The organism is Streptomyces monashensis (assembly GCF_001866665.1).
In the GTDB taxonomy this organism is placed as follows: domain Bacteria; phylum Actinomycetota; class Actinomycetes; order Streptomycetales; family Streptomycetaceae; genus Streptomyces; species Streptomyces monashensis.
Map to the genome: position 1 here is coordinate 236,930 of NZ_MLYO01000036.1, position 21,175 is coordinate 258,104.

At 69.4% G+C, this 21,175-nt stretch carries 18 protein-coding genes and 1 pseudogene; 5 read left to right on the forward strand and 14 right to left on the reverse strand.

Features of this window, described 5'->3' with window-relative positions:
- Nucleotides 1–63: 63 nt before the first annotated feature.
- The 5 genes from trpD to ctaE form a co-directional block, all read right to left on the reverse strand.
- The gene (gene trpD, locus BIV23_RS23320) at nucleotides 64–1,128 is read right to left on the reverse strand and encodes an anthranilate phosphoribosyltransferase (protein WP_071382871.1); all 1,065 of its coding nucleotides are present in this window, start codon (nucleotides 1,126–1,128) and stop codon (nucleotides 64–66) included.
- A 126-nt stretch (nucleotides 1,129–1,254) separates the two neighbouring features.
- A complete protein-coding gene (gene qcrB / locus BIV23_RS23325) occupies nucleotides 1,255–2,892 on the reverse strand; it encodes a cytochrome bc1 complex cytochrome b subunit (protein ID WP_071382872.1) in 1,638 nt (545 codons plus the stop codon).
- Nucleotides 2,889–3,947: a cytochrome bc1 complex Rieske iron-sulfur subunit gene (qcrA, locus tag BIV23_RS23330; RefSeq protein WP_071382873.1), complete on the reverse strand. Its 1,059-nt coding sequence runs from the start codon at nucleotides 3,945–3,947 to the stop codon at nucleotides 2,889–2,891. The genes qcrB and qcrA overlap by 4 nt, the downstream gene beginning before the upstream one ends.
- Complete coding sequence (gene qcrC / locus BIV23_RS23335) at nucleotides 3,944–4,756, reverse strand: cytochrome bc1 complex diheme cytochrome c subunit (protein ID WP_071382874.1); 813 nt, start codon at nucleotides 4,754–4,756, stop codon at nucleotides 3,944–3,946. The genes qcrA and qcrC overlap by 4 nt, the downstream gene beginning before the upstream one ends.
- A 57-nt stretch (nucleotides 4,757–4,813) precedes the next feature.
- Nucleotides 4,814–5,434 (reverse strand): aa3-type cytochrome oxidase subunit III, encoded by a 621-nt coding sequence (gene ctaE / locus BIV23_RS23340; protein ID WP_071372384.1) that lies wholly within the window; start codon nucleotides 5,432–5,434, stop codon nucleotides 4,814–4,816.
- 166 nt (nucleotides 5,435–5,600) lie between these two features.
- Between ctaE and BIV23_RS23345 the strand changes: the two genes are divergently transcribed.
- Entirely contained in the window at nucleotides 5,601–6,002 is a 402-nt protein-coding gene (locus BIV23_RS23345; RefSeq protein WP_071382875.1) for a response regulator, read from the forward strand.
- Between the two features lie 41 nt (nucleotides 6,003–6,043).
- Here the strand turns inward: BIV23_RS23345 and BIV23_RS23350 are convergent, their stop codons facing one another.
- The 4 genes from BIV23_RS23350 to ctaC all read right to left on the reverse strand — a co-directional run bounded on the left by BIV23_RS23350 (nucleotide 6,044) and on the right by ctaC (nucleotide 10,532).
- On the reverse strand, nucleotides 6,044–7,306 hold the full coding sequence (locus BIV23_RS23350; protein ID WP_071382876.1) for a L,D-transpeptidase: 1,263 nt from the start codon (nucleotides 7,304–7,306) through the stop codon (nucleotides 6,044–6,046).
- Between the two features lie 144 nt (nucleotides 7,307–7,450).
- A complete protein-coding gene (locus BIV23_RS23355) occupies nucleotides 7,451–7,849 on the reverse strand; it encodes a cytochrome c oxidase subunit 4 (RefSeq protein WP_071382877.1) in 399 nt (132 codons plus the stop codon).
- Nucleotides 7,846–9,576 carry an aa3-type cytochrome oxidase subunit I gene (gene ctaD, locus BIV23_RS23360; protein ID WP_071382878.1) on the reverse strand — a complete coding sequence of 577 codons (1,731 nt, stop codon included), beginning with the start codon at nucleotides 9,574–9,576 and terminating at the stop codon, nucleotides 7,846–7,848. Before ctaD ends, BIV23_RS23355 begins: the two co-directional genes overlap by 4 nt.
- The gene (gene ctaC, locus BIV23_RS23365) at nucleotides 9,573–10,532 is read right to left on the reverse strand and encodes an aa3-type cytochrome oxidase subunit II (RefSeq protein WP_071372379.1); all 960 of its coding nucleotides are present in this window, start codon (nucleotides 10,530–10,532) and stop codon (nucleotides 9,573–9,575) included. The genes ctaD and ctaC overlap by 4 nt, the downstream gene beginning before the upstream one ends.
- Nucleotides 10,533–10,788: 256 nt before the next feature.
- Between ctaC and BIV23_RS23370 the strand changes: the two genes are divergently transcribed.
- A complete protein-coding gene (locus BIV23_RS23370; protein WP_071382879.1) occupies nucleotides 10,789–12,174 on the forward strand; it encodes a cysteine desulfurase/sulfurtransferase TusA family protein in 1,386 nt (461 codons plus the stop codon).
- 12 nt (nucleotides 12,175–12,186) lie between these two features.
- Here BIV23_RS23370 and BIV23_RS23375 read toward each other — a convergent pair whose 3' ends face one another.
- Nucleotides 12,187–13,161: a carbohydrate kinase family protein gene (locus BIV23_RS23375; protein ID WP_071382917.1), complete on the reverse strand. Its 975-nt coding sequence runs from the start codon at nucleotides 13,159–13,161 to the stop codon at nucleotides 12,187–12,189.
- A 182-nt stretch (nucleotides 13,162–13,343) separates the two neighbouring features.
- Here BIV23_RS23375 and BIV23_RS23380 point away from each other — a divergent pair, with 182 nt between their 5' ends.
- Together BIV23_RS23380 and BIV23_RS23385 are read left to right on the forward strand one after the other, a co-directional pair.
- Nucleotides 13,344–13,553: a hypothetical protein gene (locus tag BIV23_RS23380; protein ID WP_071382880.1), complete on the forward strand. Its 210-nt coding sequence runs from the start codon at nucleotides 13,344–13,346 to the stop codon at nucleotides 13,551–13,553.
- A 111-nt stretch (nucleotides 13,554–13,664) separates the two neighbouring features.
- Nucleotides 13,665–15,206 (forward strand): hypothetical protein, encoded by a 1,542-nt coding sequence (locus tag BIV23_RS23385; protein ID WP_245790604.1) that lies wholly within the window; start codon nucleotides 13,665–13,667, stop codon nucleotides 15,204–15,206.
- Between the two features lie 67 nt (nucleotides 15,207–15,273).
- On the opposite strand, the gene BIV23_RS23390 is transcribed toward BIV23_RS23385, so the two are convergent.
- Nucleotides 15,274–15,630, reverse strand: coding sequence for an iron-sulfur cluster assembly accessory protein (locus BIV23_RS23390; protein ID WP_030340884.1), 357 nt, complete (start codon nucleotides 15,628–15,630; stop codon nucleotides 15,274–15,276).
- Between the two features lie 242 nt (nucleotides 15,631–15,872).
- On the opposite strand from BIV23_RS23390, the gene nadA reads away from it, so the two are divergent.
- A complete protein-coding gene (nadA, locus tag BIV23_RS23395; RefSeq protein WP_071382919.1) occupies nucleotides 15,873–17,057 on the forward strand; it encodes a quinolinate synthase NadA in 1,185 nt (394 codons plus the stop codon).
- A 20-nt stretch (nucleotides 17,058–17,077) separates the two neighbouring features.
- Here nadA and BIV23_RS52035 read toward each other — a convergent pair.
- The 3 genes and pseudogenes from BIV23_RS52035 to BIV23_RS23405 all read right to left on the reverse strand — a co-directional run.
- Nucleotides 17,078–17,155: pseudogene (locus BIV23_RS52035) on the reverse strand (Uma2 family endonuclease); the annotation flags it as partial.
- A 63-nt stretch (nucleotides 17,156–17,218) separates the two neighbouring features.
- Nucleotides 17,219–20,320 carry an efflux RND transporter permease subunit gene (locus BIV23_RS23400; protein ID WP_071382881.1) on the reverse strand — a complete coding sequence of 1,034 codons (3,102 nt, stop codon included), beginning with the start codon at nucleotides 20,318–20,320 and terminating at the stop codon, nucleotides 17,219–17,221.
- A 164-nt stretch (nucleotides 20,321–20,484) separates the two neighbouring features.
- Nucleotides 20,485–21,165, reverse strand: coding sequence for a response regulator (locus tag BIV23_RS23405; RefSeq protein ID WP_071382882.1), 681 nt, complete (start codon nucleotides 21,163–21,165; stop codon nucleotides 20,485–20,487).
- Nucleotides 21,166–21,175 lie beyond the last annotated feature (10 nt).

A 21,175-nucleotide genomic window follows, 5' to 3' on the forward strand; every position in this document is an offset into this window, starting at 1 on the left:
AACTACGTCAACTGATCGTCGTCCCGCAACCCTGTCCGGATCGCGGGACGCTCGTCCTGGCCGCTATGCGTTGGTCGCCGCCACCCAGCGCTCCAGCGCCCGCTTCGCCGCGCCCGAGTCGATGGACTCGACGGCCCGGGCCATGCCGGCGCCGAGCTGTTCGGCGAGCGGGGCGTCCGCCGGGTCCAGGGCGACGAGGGCCGCCGCCGAGTTCAGTACGACGGCGTCCCGGACCGGGCCCCGCTCGCCGTCCAGCAGCCGCCGGGCCACGTCCGCGTTGTGGGCCGGGTCGCCGCCGCGCAGGGCCTCCACGGGGACGAGGTCGATACCGACCTCGCGGGGGTCGAAGACCTCCTCGGTGACCTTGCCGTCCCGCACGACCCAGACATGGGACGTGGCCGTCGTCGTCAGCTCGTCCAGGCCGTCGTCGCCGCGGAAGACCAGCGCGGAGTTGCCGCGCTCCGCGAGCACGCCGGCGACGATCGGCGCCTCCCGCGCGACGGCCACGCCGACCGCCTGGGACCGCACCTTCGCCGGGTTGGTGAGCGGACCGAGCAGGTTGAAGACCGTCCGGATCCCCAACTGGCCGCGGGCGGCGCCGACATGACGCAGCGCTGGATGGAACTTGACCGCGAAGCAGAAGGTGATGCCGGCCTCCTCGGCGACCTCGGCCACCCGCCCGGGCGTGAGGTCGAGGTTGACGCCCAGCTTCTCCAGGACGTCGGAGGCCCCGGAGGCGGAGGAGGCGGCGCGGTTGCCGTGCTTCACGACCTTGGCGCCCGTACCGGCGACGACCAGCGAGGACATCGTGGAGATGTTCACCGTCCTCGCCCCGTCGCCGCCCGTGCCGACGATGTCGACGGTGCGGCCCGGCACCTCGATCACGTTCGCGTGCTCGTACATCGTGCGCACGAGGCCGGTGATCTCCTCGACCGTCTGTCCCTTGGCCCGCAGGGCCACCGCGAACCCGGCGATCTGGGCGTCGGTCGCCTCGCCGCGCATGATCCGGTCCATGGCCCAGGCGGTGTCGTCGGCGGACAGGTTCTCGCCGCTCAGCAGGCCGTTCAGCAGGGCGGGCCAGGAGCGGCCCGCCGTGGTGTCGCCTCCAGCGGGGGTCACAGCGCTCATGGTCGCTCCTGAGTGTCGTACCTGCGCATTCGTCGGTCGATCCCACCCTATCGGCCCCGGGACACGGCGAAGGGCCCCGTCCGCAAGCCGGACGGGGCCCCTCACCGTGGTGTGGCGACGCGGTGATCAGTGGTGGCCGTGGCCGCTCGTGATCTCCTTGTACTCGTCGACGGTCGGCTTCGGGATCTGGTTGTCCTCGCCGTAGTAGGCGCTGGACAGCTTGGCCCGCAGCTTCTCCGAGGTTCCGACCTTGCGCCGGACCCCGTTCTCGTCGACCACCGGACCGATCTCGGCCGGCTCGTACTGGTGGTGCGCGGTGAGCGTGTGCAGCTGCTCCTGGCTGAGCGGCTCGTGCACCTCGATGAACTCACCGTGCGGCAGCCGCTTGATGATGCCGGTCTCGCGACCGTGCAGCACCTTCTCGCGGTCGCGGCGCTGCAGACCCAGGCAGATCCGCTTGGTGACGAGGAACGCGATGACCGGTCCGACGAAGAAGAAGATCCGGACGAAGTAGGTGACGGCGTTGATCGACAGGTGGAAGTGCGTGGCCCACAGGTCGTTGCCGCCGCCGACCAGCAGCGTCAGGTACAGCGTCATCCAGGCGACACCGAGACCCGTACGGGTCGGGGCGTTGCGCGGGCGGTCCAGGATGTGGTGCTCGCTCTTGTCGCCGGTGACCCAGGACTCGATGAACGGGTAGACCGCGATGGCCACGAGGACCAGCGGGAAGATCACCAGCGGGATGAACACACCCAGGACGAGCGTGTGACCCCAGATGTTGATCTCCCAGCCCGGCATGAACCGGATCAGGCCCTCGGAGAAGCCCATGTACCAGTCGGGCTGGGCGCCGGTGGACACCTGGTCCGGACGGTAGGGGCCCATGGCCCAGATCGGGTTGATCTGCGCGACCGCCGCGATGAACGCGATGACACCGAAGACCAGGAAGAAGAAGCCTCCGGCCTTGGCCATGTAGACCGGCAGCAGCGGCATGCCGACGACGTTCTTCTCGGTCTTTCCGGGACCCGCGAACTGCGTGTGCTTGTGGTAGAAGACCAGGATCAGGTGGCCCACCATCAGGCCGAGCATGATGCCCGGCAGCAGCAGGATGTGGATCGAGTAGAACCGGGCGACGAAGTCGTGACCGGGGAACTCGCCGCCGAAGAGGAACATCGACAGGTACGTGCCGACGATCGGCACGGACAGGATCGCGCCCTCCATGAAGCGGACACCGGTGCCGGAGAGCAGGTCGTCCGGCAGCGAGTAACCGGTGAAGCCGGTGAACATGCCGAGGACGAACAGCAGGAAGCCGAACAGCCAGTTGATCTCACGCGGCTTGCGGAACGCACCGGTGAAGAACACGCGCATCATGTGCACGAACATGCCGGCGAGGAAGATCAGCGCGGCCCAGTGGTGGATCTGCCGCATGAGCAGACCACCGCGCACGTCGAAGGAGATGTGCAGGGTCGAGTTGAACGCCTCGGACATCAGCTGTCCCTGGAGCGGGACATACGAGCCGTGGTACACGACCTCGTTCATCGACGGGTGGAAGAACAGTGTCAGATAGACACCCGTCAGGATGATGATGATGAAGCTGTACATGCACACTTCGCCCAACATGAACGACCAGTGGTCGGGGAAGATCTTGCGCATGTTGCTCTTGGCCAGGGAGTAGATCCCGAGTCGGCCGTCGGCCCAGTCGGCGACGCGCTCGCCGGCCGGTGCCTTCCCGCGTGCGCGGGGGGATTCGTTCGCTGCAGTACTCATCCGCGCTCCCAGAATGCAGGACCGACGGGCTCCTCGAAGTCGCCGAGCGCCTCGAGGTAACCGTCACTGTCCACGCCGATGCGCAGCTGCGGCAGGGCGTGGCCGGCGGGGCCGAAGATCACTCGGGCACCGTCGGAGAGGTCGAAGGTGGACTGGTGGCACGGGCACAGCACGTGGTGCGTCTGCTGCTCGTACAGCGAGATCGGGCAGCCGACGTGGGTGCAGATCTTCGAGAAGGCGACGATGCCCTGGTGCGACCAGTCGAGCTCGCGCTTGTCCTTGATGTTGTCCGGCTGCAGCCGGACGATCATCAGGGCCGCCTTGGCGATCTCGTTCTGGAAGTCCTCGCTGGTCTCCTCCAGGCCGTCGGGCTTGGCGAAGGTGAGCGAGCCGACCGCGACGTCCTCGGGGCGCAGCGGCTGGTTCGTGTTCATGTTGACCAGGCGCTTGCCCTTGGCCCACATGGTGTGCCGCAGCTTGTCCTTCGGGGCCGGGCCGAGACCGCCGAGCAGGAAGACGCCGGAGAGCGGCACCATGGCCATCGCGCCGAACATCGTGTTGCGGATCAGCTTGCGGCGGCCGAGGCCGGACTCGGCGGCACCCTGGCGGAAGTCGGCCATGACCTTGGCGCGCACCTCGGGCGAGGCCTCGATCGCGTGCCGGTCGTCGGCGACCTCCACGTCGGACATCAGGGTGCGGGCCCAGTGGACCGCGCCCGCGCCGATGCAGAACAGCGCCACCGCGAGGGTCACACCCAGCGCGAAGTTCAGCGCGCTCAGGTGACCGATCGGGAAGACGAAGATCGACTTGTCGTGCGGGATCGCCAGGTACGAGGCGATGAAGGCGACGGTGGCCAGCATCGACACCGTGAACAGCAGGGCGACGACGCGCTCGGACCGCTTGGCGGCCCGCTCGTCGATGTCCTGGATCCGGTGCTCGTGCGGGGGCAGCCCCGGGTCGGCGAACGGGTTCTCCTCGTCCGCGACGCTTACGGCGCCGTGCGCGTGCTCCTGCTCAGCGGGCAGGTTCTCTTCTGGAATGTCTTGGCTACTCATGACTTCTTGGCCTTTGCGGTCCGAGCGGCGACCCAGACGGCGACCACGATCAGCGCGCCGAGGCCGAAGATCCAGGCGAACAGACCCTCACTGACCGGCCCGAGGCCGCCCAGCTCCAGACCGCCCGGGTTCTCCGTCTTGTCGCCGTTGACCGCGTTCAGGTACGCGATGATGTCCTTCTTGTTCTTCGACGACATCGTGGTGTCGGGGAAGGACGGCATGTTCTGCGGGCCCGTCTGCATGGCCTCGTAGATGTGCTTCGGAGCGACACCCTCCAGGCTCGGCGCGAACTTGCCCTGCGTCAGGGCACCGCCCTTGCCGGTGAAGTTGTGGCACTGCGCGCAGTTGGTACGGAACAGCTCGCCACCCTTGGCGATGTCCGCGCCGTCAGGACCGTACTGGTCCTTGGTGGGGACGCTCGGGCCGGCGCCCAGCGAGGCGATGTACGCGGCGAGCTGGTCGATCTGCGTCTGGTTGTAGACGACCTTCTTGCGCGGGACCTGAGCGCCCTGCATGGTGGCGGCCGGCATACGGCCGGTGCCGACCTGGAAGTCGACCGCCGCGGCGCCCACGCCGACCAGGCTCGGGCCGTCGGAGGAGCCCTGGCCACCGGTGCCGTGGCAGCTGGCGCAGCCGACCTCGTAGAGCTTCTTGCCCTCTGTGATGGTCAGGGACTGGGAGGTTTCATCGGCCTGCGCCTTGCCCGCGGGTGCGAACGCGGCGTACAGCCCCCCAGTGGCCGCCAGCGCGAGGAGTAGGACGACGACCGCCGCCAGCGGATGGCGTCGTCGTGCGGAGAGCTTTTTCACGGATTACCCCGGTGTCAGGATCTTCAGCGTCGATGCTTCTGGATGCGGGAGGTCCCGCTACTTGATCAAGTAGATCGTGGCGAAGAGGCCGATCCAGACCACATCGACGAAGTGCCAGTAGTAGGACACGACGATGGCGGCGGTCGCCTGCTCGTGAGTGAACCTCTTGGCCATGTAGGTGCGGCCGAGGACCAGCAGGAAGGCGATGAGACCGCCTGTCACGTGCAGGCCGTGGAAGCCGGTGGTCAGGTAGAACACCGAGCCGTACGGGTCGGAGGACAGCGAGATGCCGTCCTTCTTCACCAGCTCGGTGTACTCGTAGATCTGCCCGCCGATGAAGATCGCACCCATGATGAAGGTGACGATGAACCAGCCACGGAGCTTCTTCACGTCCCCGCGCTCGGCCGCGAACACGCCGAGCTGGCAGGTGAGTGAGGAGAGCACCAGGATCGTGGTGTTCGTCGCCGAGAAGGGCACATTGAGTGCTTCGGCCATGTGCTTCCAGTGCGCCGGACCCGTCACCGATCGCAGGGTGAAGTACATCGCGAAGAGGGCCGCGAAGAACATCAGCTCGGAACTCAGCCAGATGATGGTTCCGACGCTGGTGAGGTTCGGCCGGTTGACCGACGGGTGCGCGTGCCCGGTTTCTACTGTCGTTGCTGTCGCCACGACCGACATTATGTCGGTCGCTTATCCCGCCCTCACTCCGGGGGGTGCCGTTCGGAGTGTTGCTCCCCGCCGAACCGGTGTTGACGTGGTGTTCATGGGCGCTTTGACCGGAGTAGGCTCCGCCCGAACGGCACTGTCCGTCCCGTCCGTACGACGCTGACGTCCCGGAGGAACAATGCAGCCGACCGCCACCGTGCTGGTCTACAGCGACGACTCCAACACCCGCGAACAGGTACGGCTGGCAGCCGGGCGCAGGCCCGCTCCCGACGTCCCCTTGGTCGAGTTCGTGGAGTGCGCGACCCCGGACGCGGTGCTGCGCGAGCTGGACCGCGGAGGCATCGACGTGTGCGTGCTCGACGGCGAGGCCGTGCCGATGGGGGGCATGGGCGTGTGCCGGCAGATCAAGGACGAGGTGTTCAACTGCCCGCCGGTGCTGCTGCTGATGGGCCGGCCGCAGGACGCCTGGCTGGCCACGTGGAGCCGTGCGGACGCCGCGGTGACCCTTCCGGTGGATCCGGTGGAGTTCGCCTCCGCGCTCGCCTCCCTGCTGCGGCACAAGCGGCTGTTGAGCGCCTAGCGGCCCGGGGCGCGGTGGCCCCGCGCCCCTTCGGGGCACTCTCACTGTGCCGTCGGTGCGAGTCTCACCGTGTCCGCCGTCGACTGACCGGCGGTGGCTCTGCTTGTCAGGGCGGTGCCCTGGCTCCACTTCTTCCAGTCGACGTTCCAGTCGCCGAAGCCGTTGCCGAAGGGCTCCATCTGCTTGCCGTTGGAGTTGACGACCTGCACGATGTCGCCCTCGCGGATGTTGCCGAAGAACCACTCGGCGTTCGCCGTGCTCATGCCGGTGCAGCCGTGGCTGACGTTCGCGGAGCCCTGTGAGCCCACGGACCAGGGCGCGGCGTGCACGTATTCGCCGGACCAGGTCACCCGGGTCGCCCAGTAGACGTTCAGGTCGTAGGAGTCGGAGGTGCCCTCGGCGATGCCGATCGTGGTGCCGCGCATCCGTACGAGGTAGCTCTTGTTCAGGACGACCTTGACGCCGTTGCGGGTCTCGAAGCCGGGCCTGCCCGTGGTGACGGGGATCGATCTGATCGCCTGGCCGTTCTTGTAGACCGTCAGCCGGTGCGCGGCGGCGTCCGTGACGGCCACGACCCGGTCACCGGTGGTGATCTTCAGCGGCTTGGACGGACCGCCCCACAGCCGGTCGCTGATCTTGATGCCGTCCAGGTTGCTGTGCACCGTGACGGTGGTGTGGACGGGCCAGTACTCCTTGGGCCGGTAGTGGAGTTCCTTGCCGCTCACCCAGTACCAGGAGCCCTGCACGGACGGTGTGGACTCCACCCGCAGGGCGCGCTCGATGACGGCTCGTTGCGTCTTGTCCTTGATCTCCTGGTCGAGTTGGGCGGTGATGGGCTGTCCGACGCCGTACTCGCCCGAGTCCGGGCCGAGCGTGACCGTCAGCCGCTTCTTGGCCGTGGGCCTGCCGGTGTCGAACGCGAGGACCTTGCGGCCGGGCGCGCCGTCCTCGTCCTCCGTGCTCACCGTGACCGTGTAGTGGGCGTTGGCGGCCAGCGGGGAGGTGCTGTGCCATCGACTGCCGTCGGCGGTGAGTTCGCCCGCCACATAGCGTCCTGCGGCGTCCTGGGCGGTCACGTCGGTGATCCGGCCCTCGCCGTCGTTGGCGGTGATCTCCAGGGGCTTGTCCGGGTCGGCCCGCTTTCCCGCACCGGCGGGGCCGCTGACGGAGATCTGGTCCGCCGCGTCGTACGGCTTGGCCGACAGGGGGTTGCCGTCCGAACCGCAGGCGGTGACGCCCACGCCGAGGGCGGTCACCAGCAGCGTGCAGCTGACGACGGTGCGGGTCCGCGGAGTGTGGTTCATACGATCACGCTATGAGGTGTTGACCCCATTTACCCGGTACGTAACCCGTACGAGGGATCGACACTGCTCCATCTGAACGACGACAGCCGGAAGCCCGGACGCTCCCGATGGAGTGTCCGGGCTTCCGGCGCGCGTTCTCGTGTGCTACTGGGTGCGGTTCTCACCGTGGTAGTACTCGAAGACCCAGCCGAACAGGCCGAGGATGATGAACGGGGCGGCGAAGTAGATCAGCCACCAGCCGACCGCGATGCTGAGGAAGGCGATCGCACCGCCGAAGCCCAGCAGCAGCGGCTGCCAGCTGTGCGGGCTGAAGAAGCCCAACTCGCCCGCGTCGTCCGCGACATCGGCCTCCTTGTCGTCCTGGGCGCCCGCGTCGACCCGCCGGGCGGTGAAGCCCAGGTAGAAGCCGATCATGACGCTCAGGCCGAAGGCCAGGAACAGCGCGGTGGTACCGGCCGGCTCCTTCGACCACACGCCGTACACGATGGCCATGATCAGGATGAAGACGCTCAGCCAGATGAACAGCCGACCCTGGATCTTCACTTGCCGGCCTCCTTGCTGCCCGCGATGGCACCGACGCCGGAGTGCTCCAGCTGCTCCAGAGCGGCGATCTCAGGGTGGTGCAGGTCGAACGCCGGGGATTCGCTGCGGATCCGCGGCAGGGTGAGGAAGTTGTGCCGCGGCGGCGGGCAGGAGGTCGCCCACTCCAGCGAACGGCCGTAGCCCCACGGGTCGTCGACGTCGACCTTCTTGCCGTACTTGGCCGTCTTCCACACGTTGTAGAGGAACGGCAGGATCGACAGGCCGAGCAGGAAGGAGCTGATGGTCGAGACCGTGTTCAGCGCGGTGAAGCCGTCGGCCGCCAGGTAGTCGGCGTAACGACGCGGCATGCCCTCGGCGCCCAGCCAGTGCTGGACCAGGAAGGTGCCGTGGAAGCCGATGAACAGCGTCCAGAAGGTGAGCTTGCCGAGGCGCTCGTCCAGCATCTTGCCGGTCATCTTCGGCCACCAGAAGTGGAAGCCGGAGAACATGGCGAAGACGACCGTACCGAAGACCACGTAGTGGAAGTGGGCCACCACGAAGTACGAGTCGGAGACGTGGAAGTCCATCGGCGGCGAGGCCAGGATGACACCGGTCAGACCACCGAACGTGAAGGTGATCAGGAAGCCGGTCGCCCAGAGCATCGGCGTCTCGAAGGACAGCGAGCCCTTCCACATCGTGCCGATCCAGTTGAAGAACTTCACACCGGTCGGTACGGCGATCAGGAACGTCATGAAGGAGAAGAACGGCAGCAGCACACCACCGGTGACGTACATGTGGTGGGCCCACACCGTCACGGACAGACCGGCGATCGCGATGGTCGCGGCGATCAGACCCATGTAGCCGAACATCGGCTTACGCGAGAAGACCGGAATGACCTCGGAAATGATGCCGAAGAACGGTAGCGCGATGATGTACACCTCTGGATGTCCGAAGAACCAGAAGAGGTGTTGCCATAGCAATGCTCCGCCGTTTGCGGCGTCGAATACATGGGCGCCGAATTTACGGTCCGCCTCCAGGGCGAACAGCGCGGCCGCGAGGACCGGGAAGGCGAGCAGGACCAGCACGGCGGTCAGCAGCACGTTCCACACGAAGATCGGCATGCGGAACATGGTCATGCCCGGGGCGCGCATGCAGATGATGGTGGTGATGAAGTTGACCGAGCCGAGGATGGTGCCGAAGCCCGACATGGCCAGACCCATGATCCACATGTCGGAGCCGACGCCCGGCGAGCGGACCGCGTCCGACAGCGGCGAGTAGGCGAACCAACCGAAGTCGGCCGCGCCCTGCGGGGTGAGGAAGCCGCCCACCGCGATGAGCGAGCCGAACAGGTAGAGCCAGTAGGCGAACATGTTCAGTCGCGGGAACGCCACGTCGGGCGCGCCGATCTGCAGCGGCATGATCCAGTTGGCGAAACCGGCGAACAGCGGCGTCGCGAACATCAGCAGCATGATCGTGCCGTGCATCGTGAACGCCTGGTTGAACTGCTCGTTCGACATGATCTGCAGGCCCGGACGGGCCAGCTCGGCGCGCATGAGCAGCGCCATCACGCCGCCGATCAGGAAGAACGCGAACGACGTCACGAGGTACATCGTGCCGATCGTCTTGTGGTCGGTGGTCGTCATCCACTTGACCACGACATTACCGGGCTGCTTGCGCCTGACCGGCAGCTCGTCCGCGTACGAGCCTGCGGCTGCCGCGGCACCCTGGGGTTCGTTGAGGATGCTCACAGGTTGTTCGTCTCCCGGTTCTTCTCGTGGCTCGTCTGCGCGATGCCGGCGGGAATGTAACCGGTCTGCCCCTTCTTGGCGAGGTCCTTGAGGTGCGCCTCGTACGCTGCCGGGGAAACGACCTTCACGTTGAACAGCATCCGGGAGTGGTCGACACCGCAGAGCTCGGCGCACTTGCCGAGGAAGGTGCCCTCATGGTTGGGGGTCACCTGGAACGAGTTGGTGTGGCCCGGGATGACGTCCATCTTCATCAGGAACGGCACCACCCAGAAGGAGTGGATGACGTCACGGGACGTGAGGACGAAGCGGACCGTCTTGCCCTTGGGGAGCCAGAGGGTCGGACCGGGGTTGCCCGTCTGCGGGTTCTTCGTGGCGGGCGTGCCGACGTCGTAGACGCCGCCGGCGTTCGCCGGGAAGTCCTTCTTGAACCGGTCCGGAATGGCGTCCAGGTTCTTGTCGGTCTTCGCGTCGCCGGAGACACCGGGAACGTTCTCGACGTAGTTGAAGCCCCAGCTCCACTGGAAGCCCACCACGTTGACCGTGACGTCGGGCTTCTTGGAGAGGTCCAGGAGCTTCGACTCGTCCCGGGCCGTGAAGTAGAAGAGCACCGAGATGATGATGATCGGGACCACCGTGTACAGGGCCTCGATCGGCATGTTGTACCGAGTCTGCGGAGGTACCTCGACCTTGGTGCGGCTGCGCCGGTGGAAGAAAGCACTCCACAGGATCAGGCCCCACACCAGCACGCCGGTGGCCAGCGCGGCAGCCCAGGAGCCCTGCCACAGGGAGAGGATCCGCGGAGCCTCTTCCGTGGTCGGGGTGGGCATGCCAAGGCGGGGGAAGTCCTTGTATGTGCAACCGGTTGCGGTCGCCAGGACCAGGCCCGCGGTCAGTGCCTGCAGCAGCTTCCGCCGCATCGGGCGCCGCGGCGAGCGGTCGGAGCCGTTGGGACTCACGTAGCGCCTTCCCGAGAGTCTCGCCCGCGCGGTCGGCTGCGGCCTTCTCGCTGGTCGGTCGCCGCCCTGCGGCGGGCAGGGGTTTGGATGTTTATGCGGACCAAACCCTAGCCCACCCTCTCCGAGGGTTCGCGGGGAGGGGTGCCTACTGGAGCGGGTGGTTCGCTGAATTGGCGGGCGCGGGCTCATCGTGGCTGGTCGCGCCGTTCCCCGCGCCCCTTGCCCGGCCGCCGGTCCGGGGTCTTAACGTTGCCGTATGGCCTACTTTGACGCTGCCTCCAGCGCCCCTCTTCATCCGGTCGCCCGTCAGGCCCTGTTGGCCTCCCTGGACGACGGCTGGGCCGATCCCGCTCGGCTCTACCGGGAGGGGCGCAAGGCGCGGTTGTTGTTGGACGCCGCGCGGGAGGCGGCGGCCGAGGCGGTGGGGTGCCGAGCGGACGAGGTGGTGTTCACGGCGTCCGGGACGCAGGCCGTACACACCGGTGTCGCAGGCGCGTTGGCCGGGCGGCGGCGGGTCGGGAGCCACCTGATCGTGTCATCCGTCGAGCACTCTTCCGTGCTCCATTCGGCCGACCTGCACGCGTCGGGCGGCGGGACGGTCACGCAGGTGGCCGTCGACCGGGCCGGAGGCGTCGACCCCGCCGCCTACGCGGCCGCGCTGCGCAGGGACACCGCGCTCGCCGTGCTGCAGTCGGCCAACCACGAGGTCGGGACCGTGCAGCCGGTGGCCGAGGTGGCCGAGGTGTGCCGGGCGGCCGGGGTGCCGTTGCTGGTGGACGCGGCGCAGTCGCTGGGCTGGGGGCCGGTCGGGGGCGGCTGGTCGCTGCTCGCGGCCAGTGCGCACAAGTGGGGCGGGCCGCCCGGGGTCGGGCTGCTCGTCGTCCGCAAGGGCGTGCGGTTCGCCGCCCAAGGACCGGCCGGCGAACGGGAGTCGGGCCGGGCACCCGGGTTCGAGAACATCCCGGCGATCGTGGCGGCCGTGGCCTCGCTGCGCGCGGTGCGCGCCGAGGCGGCCCAGGAGGCGGTGCGGCTGCGGGAGCTGACGGCACGGATCCGGACGCGGGTGGCGGCGACGGTGCCCGACGCGGAGGTCGTCGGCGACCCCGAGCGGCGGCTGCCGGGGATCGTCACCTTCTCGTGTCTCTATGTCGACGGAGAGACTCTGCTGCACGCGCTGGACGAGGCGGGTTTCGCCGTCTCGTCCGGTTCGTCGTGCACGAGCAGCACGCTGACGCCCAGCCATGTGCTCAAGGCGATGGGGGTGCTGAGCGAGGGCAACGTCCGGGTGTCCCTGCCGCCGGGGGCGGCCGAGGCGGACGTGGAGCGGTTCCTGGAGGTGCTGCCGGGGGCCGTGGCGGGCGTCCGGGAGAAGCTGGGCGCCCCGGCCCCCGCGCCGGCCGCGGCGGCCGGGGGAGCCGGGGAACTCGTCGTCGACTCCCTCGGCAAGCGCTGCCCGATCCCGGTCATCGAACTGGCCAGGGTGTTCGGTGACGTACCGGTCGGCGGCACCGTACGCGTCCTCTCCGACGACGAGGCCGCCCGGCTGGACATCCCGGCGTGGTGCGAGATGCGCGGTCAGGAGTACGTCGGGGAGGAGCCGGCGGAGCGGGGGACGGCGTACGTGGTGCGCAGGGTGAGCTGAGCCGCGCGGGGCTCAGCCCAGGTGGGCCTGGACCTCCTGCGCGGCCTCGTCCCCGTACGCCTTGGTGAAGCGCTCCATGAAGTGGGCCCGGCGCAGCTGGTACTCCTGCGTGCCGACCGTCTCGATGACCAGCGTGGCGAGCATGCAGCCGACCTGCGCCGCCCGCTCCAGGGACACGCCCCAGGCCAGCCCGGACAGGAAGCCGGCGCGGAAGGCGTCGCCGACGCCCGTGGGGTCGGCCTTGCGCTCCTCCTCGGCGCAGCCGACCTCGATCGGGTCCTCGCCGGCCCGCTCGATGCGCACGCCCCGCGAGCCGAGCGTGGTGACGCGGTGGCCGACCTTCTCCAGGATCTCGGCGTCGCTCCAGCCGGTCTTGGTCTCGATGAGGCCCTTCTCGTACTCGTTGGAGAAGAGGTACGTCGCCCCCTCCATCAGCGTCCGGATCTCGTCGCCCTCCATGCGGGCGATCTGCTGGGAGAAGTCGGCGGCGAAGGGGATGGCGCGGGAGCGGCACTCCTCCGTGTGGCGGAGCATGCCCTCCGGGTCGTCGGCGCCGATGAGGACGAGGTCGAGGCCGCCCACGCGGTCCGCGACGGTCTTCAGCTCGATGAGGCGGGCCTCGCTCATCGCACCGGTGTAGAAGGAGCCGATCTGGTTGTGGTCGGCGTCGGTGGTGCACACGAAGCGGGCGGTGTGCAGGGTCTCGGAGATCCGGACCGACGCGGTGTCCACGCCGTGCCGGTCGAGCCAGGCCCGGTACTCGTCGAAGTCGAAGCCGGCGGCACCGACCAGGATCGGCCGCGTACCCAGCTGGCCCATGCCGAAGGCGATGTTGGCGGCGACGCCGCCGCGGCGCACGTCGAGGTTGTCGACCAGGAAGGAGAGCGACACCGTGTGCAGCTGGTCCGCGACGAGCTGGTCGGCGAAGCGGCCGGGGAAGGTCATGAGGTGGTCGGTGGCGATGGAGCCGGTGACTGCGATGCGCACGACGGGCATTCTCCTGCGGAATAAGACGGGTGCGCGCGAAGCGCTCGTGGGAAGGGCGGTGGGAAAGGCGGGAGGGCGGATTGACAGTTCACGCTATCCGGTCGGGCGACACCGTTGTAGTTGGCAAATCTACCCGATAGTAGGTCTTTCTTCGCACCGTCCACCGTGCCTACGGTGCCAGCATGACGAACCTCAAGGTCCACTCCCCCGCCCCGGCCGACCTGGAGGGCGACCTCGCCACGCTGCGCGGCGACTGCGCCCGGATGGCGGCGCGCTGGTCGGTGCCCGCGCATGCCGAGTCGCGGCCGGTGCCGCCGTCCCGTATCCATGGGGTGAGCGTGCCGACGCGCTCCGCGCGGCTGCTGGACGAGATGTCCGACTACGGCGACTGACCCGCCGGGCGCACTGTCCGGGAACCGCACGCTCCCCTCGTACGTCCCATCGCCGTCCCCCACCGGGGGGAGGCGGGATACGACCTCCCTCGACCGACGAGGAGCGATGCGGTGAACACCGAGCGACCCGAGGACCGCGAGCACCTTGAGGGCTCCGCACACACGAGCCGCGCCGAGCGCGCCGACGACGAGCGCGCCGACGACGAGCACGGCGGGCGGCGCCGGTCCCGGGTCGCCGTCCTCTCCGTGGCCGCCGCCGTGCTGCTGGTCGGCGGCGGTGGCTATCTCGCGGCGAGCGGCGCCACGGGCGGCCGTACGGACGGACCCGGCGCGGCCGGCTCGGGCGCCACTCCCCCGCCGCTCGCGCTCGACGGCCGCAGCGGCGGGAACGGCGTCGCCACCGGCGAGCCGGACCCGTACGGCGCGACGTACGCGGCCCGGGGCAGGCTGCCGGCCGGCCCCGGCTCCGCGCCGGTGTACACCCCGCGGGGCGAGGTCGGCGAGGACGCGGTGGCCAGGCTCGCCCGGGCGCTCGGGGTGGCCGGGACGCCGGTGGCCGAGGGCGGGATCTGGCGGGTCGGCGGCAAGGACGGCACGGGCCCGAGCCTGACGGTGAACCGGGACGCGCCGGGCAGCTGGACCTTCAGCCGCTACGCGCCGGGCAGCGACGACTGCGCGAAGGGCGCCCTGTGCACGCACGACCCGATGGGTCCGATGGGCGGCGCGGTGAGCGTGTCGAGGGCGACCGCGGCGGCGGCCCCCGTGTTGAAGGCGGCCGGGCTGGACGACGCGAAGGTCGACGCGAGCCAGCTGATGGGCGTCCAGCGGGTGGTGAACGCCGATCCGGTGGTCGGCGGGCTGCCGACGTACGGCTGGACGACGGGTCTGACGGTCGGCGGGCAGGGCGAGGTGGTCGGCGGGCACGGGCTGCTCGCGGCGCCGGTGAAGGGCGACACGTACCCGGTCCTGGGCGCGGCGAAGACGCTGAAGCTGATGAACGCGGCGCCGAAGGGCGACCACCGGATGGGGATCGGCGGCTGCACGCGCCCGGTGCCGGTCAAGGACCGGTTCGAGCGGCCCTGCGGGGCGGGCACCGGCACCTCCCCGGCGGACACGGCCACCGTCGACCAGGCGGTGTTCGGGCTCGCGGCGCACTCCGTCGCCGGGAAGCAGGCGCTGGTGCCGTCCTGGCTGTTCCGGGTGCGGCGCGACGCGGCGGGCGGCGTGTACACGGTGACGTATCCGGCGGTCGATCCCGCGTATCTGGCACCGGCTCCCTCGGTCGGGGCTCCCTCCGGCGGGGCTCCCTCCGGCGGGGCTCCCTCCGGCGAGCCGAGCACGGCGCCGAAGCCGCACACCGTGAAGGTCGAGGGGTACACGGCCGACGGCCGGGAGCTGACCGTGAGCTTCTACGGCGGGGTCTGCGCGGACTACGCGGCGGCGGCGAAGGAGAGCGGCGGCAAGGTGACCGTCACCGTCACCGAGCACCCCTGGCCGGACCGGGTGTGCGTGATGATCGCCAAGGAGTACGTGAAGACCGTACGGCTGGCCGCGCCGCTGGACGGGCGGACGGTGGTCGGCGCGGACGGCACGCCGGTCCCCCGGGCGGAGGCTACCGCGCCGCGGCCGGAGAGCGGGGCACCGGTGCGGTAGCCCCGGCGTACGACGAAGGCGGCGGCCCCTCGGAGGGGGCCGCCGCCTTTCTCATGCCGTGGCGGGCTCAGCTGAAGGAGTCGCCGCAGGCGCAGGAGCCGGTCGCGTTCGGGTTGTCGATCGTGAAGCCCTGCTTCTCGATGGTGTCCACGAAGTCGACGGTGGCGCCGCCCAGGTACGGGGCGCTCATGCGGTCGGTGACGACCTTGACGCCGCCGAAGTCCTTCACCACGTCGCCGTCGAGCGAGCGCTCGTCGAAGAAGAGCTGGTAGCGCAGGCCGGAGCAGCCGCCGGGCTGGACGGCGACGCGCAGCGCGAGGTCGTCACGGCCTTCCTGGTCGAGCAGGGCCTTGACCTTGGCCGCGGCGGCGTCGGTCAGGATGATGCCGTCGGTGACGGTGGTGGTCTCGTCCGATACGGACATCTACATCTCTCCCGGGTTGTACGGAGACTGCTTGCCGACGAGTGCAACCGGCAAGGCCGCGGATTCATTCCGGGCCGGGCGCCTGTCTTTCGGCTCCTTCTTCATGCTCGCACATGGCCTGCGGAGCGGAAAACGCCTCATGGGGATTCATGTCACATCGACGCTATGGCCGTCGTCAAAGTGACGTGAAGCGGATATGATAGATAGCGTCAGTTAGACGAAAAGTAGAAAGGGTGCGTGTCGTGACCACCGCCCAGACCCCGGAGCTCGACGTGCAGCCGACTCCGCTCGCCCTGCTGCTGCTCGGCCGTGAGGCCGACCCGAAGAGCGAGCGGGGCGTCGAGTGTCCCGGTGACCTGCCGTCGCCGTCCGACCCGGACCTGGTCGAGCGCGCCCGCGCGGCCAAGGAGAAGCTCGGCGACAAGGTCTTCGTGCTCGGCCACCACTACCAGCGCGACGAGGTCATCCAGTTCGCCGACGTCACGGGTGACTCCTTCAAGCTGGCCCGGGACGCCGCCGCGCGCCCGGAGGCCGAGTACATCGTCTTCTGCGGTGTGCACTTCATGGCCGAGTCGGCGGACATCCTCACCTCCGACGACCAGAAGGTGGTCCTGCCCGACCTCGCCGCCGGCTGCTCCATGGCCGACATGGCGACGGCCGAGCAGGTCGCCGAGTGCTGGGACGTGCTGACCGAGGCGGGCGTGGCCGAGCAGGTCGTGCCGGTCTCGTACATGAACTCCTCCGCCGACATCAAGGCGTTCACCGGCAGGCACGGCGGCACGATCTGCACCTCGTCGAACGCCGAGCGGGCGCTGGACTGGGCCTTCGGGCAGGGCGAGAAGGTGCTCTTCCTGCCGGACCAGCACCTCGGCCGCAACACCGCCGTCCGCGACATGGGGATGTCCCTGGACGACTGCGTGGTCTACAACCCGCACAAGCCGAACGGAGGGCTGACGGCGGAGCAGCTGCGGGCGGCCAGGATGATCCTCTGGCGCGGGCACTGCTCGGTGCACGGCCGCTTCAGCCTGGACTCGGTGAACGACGTCCGTGAGCGCATCCCCGGCGTGAACGTGCTGGTGCACCCGGAGTGCAGGCACGAGGTCGTGGCCGCGGCGGACTACGTCGGCTCGACCGAGTACATCATCAAGGCCCTGGAGGCCGCGCCGGCCGGGTCCAAGTGGGCCATCGGCACGGAGCTGAACCTGGTGCGCCGGCTGGCGAACCGTTTCGCTCCCGAGGGCAAGGAGGTCGTCTTCCTCGACAGGACGGTCTGCTTCTGCTCGACCATGAACCGCATCGACCTGCCCCACCTGGTCTGGACCCTGGAGTCCCTGGCCGAGGGCACCCTGGTCAACCGGATCGAGGTCGACAAGGAGACCGAGGCGTTCGCCAAGCTGGCGCTGGAGCGGATGCTGGCGCTGCCGTAGCCACCGGGCGTTGTCCCGGCAAGCGGGATGCCCCCACGGGCGTAACAGCGGCGCTTGGTCTCGCGGTCGGCCCTGGGCTTGGTGGACGTCACCTCCAGGGCCCAGTGAAGCGGCCGGGCTCGCGCCATCGCGCGAGCCCGGCCGTCCTGCCCACCGGTCTCCTACACCCCCACGGGTTCCGGAGCCGCGGCCTGCGTCGCCTCCCGCTTCGCCACCCGCTTCTTCGCCCGGCGCTCCTTGCGCAGTTCCAGCATGGCGTAGAGCGTCGGGACGAGGAGCAGGGTCAGCAGGGTGGACGTGATCAGGCCGCCGATGACGACCACCGCGAGGGGCTGGGCGATGAAGCCGCCCTCGCCCGTGACGCCCAGGGCCATCGGCAGCAGGGCGAAGATCGTCGCCAGGGCCGTCATCAGGATCGGGCGCAGCCGGTGGCGGCCGCCCTCGATCACGGCCTCGACCACGCCGTAGCCCTGTCCGCGGTACTGGTTGATCAGGTCGATCAGCACGATCGCGTTGGTGACCACGATGCCGATCAGCATCAGCATGCCGATCATCGCCGGGACGCCCATCGGGGTGCCGGTGGCGACCAGCAGGCCGATCGCGCCCGTCGCCGCGAACGGGATCGAGACCAGCAGGATCAGCGGCTGGGCCAGCGAACGGAACGTCGCGACCAGGAGCATGAAGACGATCGCGATCGCCGCCAGCATGGCCAGGCCCAGGTTCTTGAACGCGTCGTTCTGGTCGGAGGTGACACCGCCGATCTCGGCCGTGGCACCCGCCGGCAGCTTCAGCGCCTTGATCTTCGACTGGAGCTTGGTGCTGATCGCACCCGTGTTGTCACCGGTCGGCTTGGCCGTGACCGTCGCGGCGCGCTGCCCGTCGATCCGGGTCAGCGACACCGGGCCGTCCACCACCTGCACGGTGGCGAGGTCGCCCAGCCGGGCCGGGCCGACCCGCAGGTTCTTCAGCTGGGCCAGCGTGGTCGCGGGCTCGGCGGACCGCACCACGACGTCGCGCTCGGTGTCGTCGAGGGTCGCCTTCGCCGCCGTCGTGCCGCGCACCGCCTCCGCGACCACCGCGCCGAGCTTCTGGTCGTCCAGACCGGCGGCCGCCGCCTTGGCGTTCGCCCTGACCGAGATCCGCGGCACGCTGGTCGAGAGGTCGCTGGTGACGTCGGTGACGCCGCCGAGGCCCGCGACCGTGGCGCGGACCTGGTCCGCGGCCGTGCGCAGCGCCTGCGGGTCGGCGGCCTTGACCACCACGCTCAGGTCCTGGTTGCCGAAGCCGTCACCGGCGGACACCGTGGTCGTGCCGATGCCGGAGAGCTTCTTCAGGCCGTCCTCCAGGTGCTTCTGGACGTCGTCGTACGACTTCGAGTCCTTCAGCATGACCTGGTACGACGCCTGGTTGGTGCCGGTGCCGCCGCCGAAGGCCGCCATGAAGCCGGAGGAGCCGACGGTGACCTGGTAGTCCTTGACGCCCTTGGTCGAGGCGATGAGCCGCTCGACCTTCTTCGCCTGGACGTCGGTGGCCGCGAGGCTGGTGCCGGGCTTCAACTCCTGCTTGACCGTGAGGACTTCCTGCGCGCCCTGGTCGAAGAAGTTGGTCTTCAGCATGCCGCCCATGCCGAACGTGAGCACGAGGACCACGACCGCGATCAGCAGGCTGGTCAGGCGACGGCGCGTGGCGAAGCGCAGGACGGGGACGTAGAGGCGCTGCAGGCGGCTGTTCGCCTCCTTCTCCTCGGCCCGGCGCCGGGCCTCGGCCGCGTCGTCCGGGGTGCCCTTGGGGGCGCGCACGAACCAGTAGGACAGGACCGGGACGACCGTGAGCGACACGACCAGCGAGGCCAGCAGGGCCGCCGTCACCGTGATGCTGAACGAGCCGAACAGGGCGCCCACCATGCCGCCGACCAGCCCGATCGGCAGGAACACGGCGACCGTGGTGAGGGTCGAGGAGGTGACCGCGCCGGCCACCTCGCGCACCGCGGTGATGATCGCCTCCTGCCGCTCCTCGCCGTAGCCCAGGTGCCGCTTGATGTTCTCCAGGACCACGATCGAGTCGTCCACGACCCGGCCGATGGCGATGGTCAGCGCGCCCAGCGTGAGCATGTTCAGGGACAGGCCGCGCGTCCACAGCACGATCAGGGCGAGGACGACGGACAGCGGGATGGACACCGCCGTGACCAGCGTCGAGCGGATCGACGCGAGGAAGACCAGGATGACGAGGACCGCGAAGAGCAGGCCGAGCGCGCCCTCGGTGGTCAGGCCCTTGATGGACTTGGAGACGGCCGGGCCCTGGTCGCTGACGACCGTGAGCTCGGCACCCGAGCCGAGCTGCGTGCGCAGGTCGGACAGCTTGTCCTTGACGGCGTTCGAGATGGTGACCGCGCTGCCGTCGTGGTCCATGGTCACGTTGACGGCGAGGCTGGGCCTGCCGTCGGTGCGGGTGATGGAGTCGGCCGGGGCCGGCTGTTCCTTGACCGCGGCCACGTCACCGAGGCGCACCGGCTTGCCGCCGCCCTCGCCGGTGACCGTCAGGTCCTGGATCTGCGCCAGCGAGGTGAAGCCGCCGCCCACCTGGACGGTGCGGTTCGCGCCGCCCTCGTCGAAGGAGCCGGCCGGGACGGTCGCGCCGCCCGCCTGGAGGGCCTGGCCGAGCGCGGCGGGGGTGAGACCGGCCCGCGCCAGCTTCGCGTCGTCCGGGGTGACCGTGACCTGGAGGTCGCGCACACCGGTGACCTGGACGCGGCCGACGCCGGAGATGTTCTTCAGCGTCGGTACGACGGTCTTGTCCAGCTGGTCGGCGAGGGCCTGCTGGTCCTTGTCGGAGGTGACGGCGAGGACGACGGTCGGCATGTCGTCGGTCGAGCCGGAGACGACCTGCGGGTCGACACCGGACGGCAGCTGGTTGCGGGCCCGGTTGACGGCCTGCTGGACGTCGGAGACGAGCTGCTTGGTGTCGTTGCCGTAGTCGAAGGACGCCATGATCACGGCGTTGCCCTCGCCGGCGGTCGAGGTGACGCCCTTGACGCCGTCGACGCCCTGGAGGTTGTTCTCGATCGGCTCGATGACCTGCTTCTCGACCACATCGGGCGAGGCGCCCTGGTACGGCGCGATCACCGAGACCATGGGCAGGTTGATGGTGGGCAGCAGCTGCTGCTTGATCTGGGGTATCGCGATCAGCCCGAAGACGAGCGCGATGAGCGACATCAGGCCGATCAGGGCCCTCTGGCGCAGGCTGAACCTCGACAGCCAGGACATGGGTCAGGGTCTCTCATTCTGTGAGCGGCAGACCCTCTCACCCTCGCCCATCACGCAGGGCGAAACCGTAGCCCCAGGGTCCATTTCCTTATCCGCTCCCTACTCCGCCCGCAGTACGCCGGGTGGAGAGCGGAGTACACCGTGACTCGGCCCCGGGGTGGAGATCAGTCCGTGCGCGGCCTGACCAGCCCCGACTCGTACGCGATCACCACGAGCTGGGCCCGGTCGCGGGCGCCCAGCTTGGCCATGGCCCGGTTGACGTGCGTCTTGACCGTGAGCGGGCTGACCTCCAGGCGCTCGGCGATCTCGTCGTTGGAGTGGCCGCCGGCGACCTGGATCAGCACCTCCCGCTCCCGTCCGGTGAGCGCGCCGAGCCGCTCGGAGCGAGCGGGGTCGCGGCCGTCGTCGCCGTCGCCCTGGGCGAGGAAGCGGGCGATCAGCCCCTTGGTGGCCACCGGGGACAGCAGGGCCTCGCCGCCCGCCGCGACCCGGATGGCGTTCAGCAGTTCCTCCGGCTCACTGCCCTTGCCGAGGAAGCCGGAGGCGCCCGCGCGCAGCGCCTGGACGACGTAGTCGTCGACCTCGAAGGTCGTCAGGATGACCACGCGGACCTCGGAGAGGGACGGATCGGCGCTGATCATCCGAGTGGCGGCGAGCCCGTCCGTGCCCGGCATCCGGATGTCCATGAGGACGACGTCGGCGCCCTGCTCCTTGGCCAGCCGGACCGCCTCCGCGCCGTCGGAGGCCTCGCCGATCACCTCCATGTCGGGCTCGGAGTCGACGAGCACCCGGAACGCGCTGCGCAGCAGGGCCTGGTCGTCGGCGAGCAGGACACGGATCGTCATGCGGGCTCCC

What these genes read in the sequence shown, in the direction of transcription:
- trpD (WP_071382871.1), bottom strand. Translation starts at nt 1,128, where the DNA reads ATGAGCGCTGTGACCCCCGCTGGAGGCGACACCACGGCGGGCCGCTCC.
- qcrB (WP_071382872.1), bottom strand. Translation starts at nt 2,892, where the DNA reads ATGAGTACTGCAGCGAACGAATCCCCCCGCGCACGCGGGAAGGCACCG.
- qcrA (WP_071382873.1), bottom strand. Translation starts at nt 3,947, where the DNA reads ATGAGTAGCCAAGACATTCCAGAAGAGAACCTGCCCGCTGAGCAGGAG.
- ctaE (WP_071372384.1), bottom strand. Translation starts at nt 5,434, where the DNA reads ATGTCGGTCGTGGCGACAGCAACGACAGTAGAAACCGGGCACGCGCAC.
- BIV23_RS23345 (WP_071382875.1), top strand. Translation starts at nt 5,601, where the DNA reads ATGCAGCCGACCGCCACCGTGCTGGTCTACAGCGACGACTCCAACACC.
- BIV23_RS23350 (WP_071382876.1), bottom strand. Translation starts at nt 7,306, where the DNA reads ATGAACCACACTCCGCGGACCCGCACCGTCGTCAGCTGCACGCTGCTG.
- BIV23_RS23370 (WP_071382879.1), top strand. Translation starts at nt 10,789, where the DNA reads ATGGCCTACTTTGACGCTGCCTCCAGCGCCCCTCTTCATCCGGTCGCC.
- BIV23_RS23380 (WP_071382880.1), top strand. Translation starts at nt 13,344, where the DNA reads ATGACGAACCTCAAGGTCCACTCCCCCGCCCCGGCCGACCTGGAGGGC.
- BIV23_RS23390 (WP_030340884.1), bottom strand. Translation starts at nt 15,630, where the DNA reads ATGTCCGTATCGGACGAGACCACCACCGTCACCGACGGCATCATCCTG.
- BIV23_RS23400 (WP_071382881.1), bottom strand. Translation starts at nt 20,320, where the DNA reads ATGTCCTGGCTGTCGAGGTTCAGCCTGCGCCAGAGGGCCCTGATCGGC.
- BIV23_RS23405 (WP_071382882.1), bottom strand. Translation starts at nt 21,165, where the DNA reads ATGACGATCCGTGTCCTGCTCGCCGACGACCAGGCCCTGCTGCGCAGC.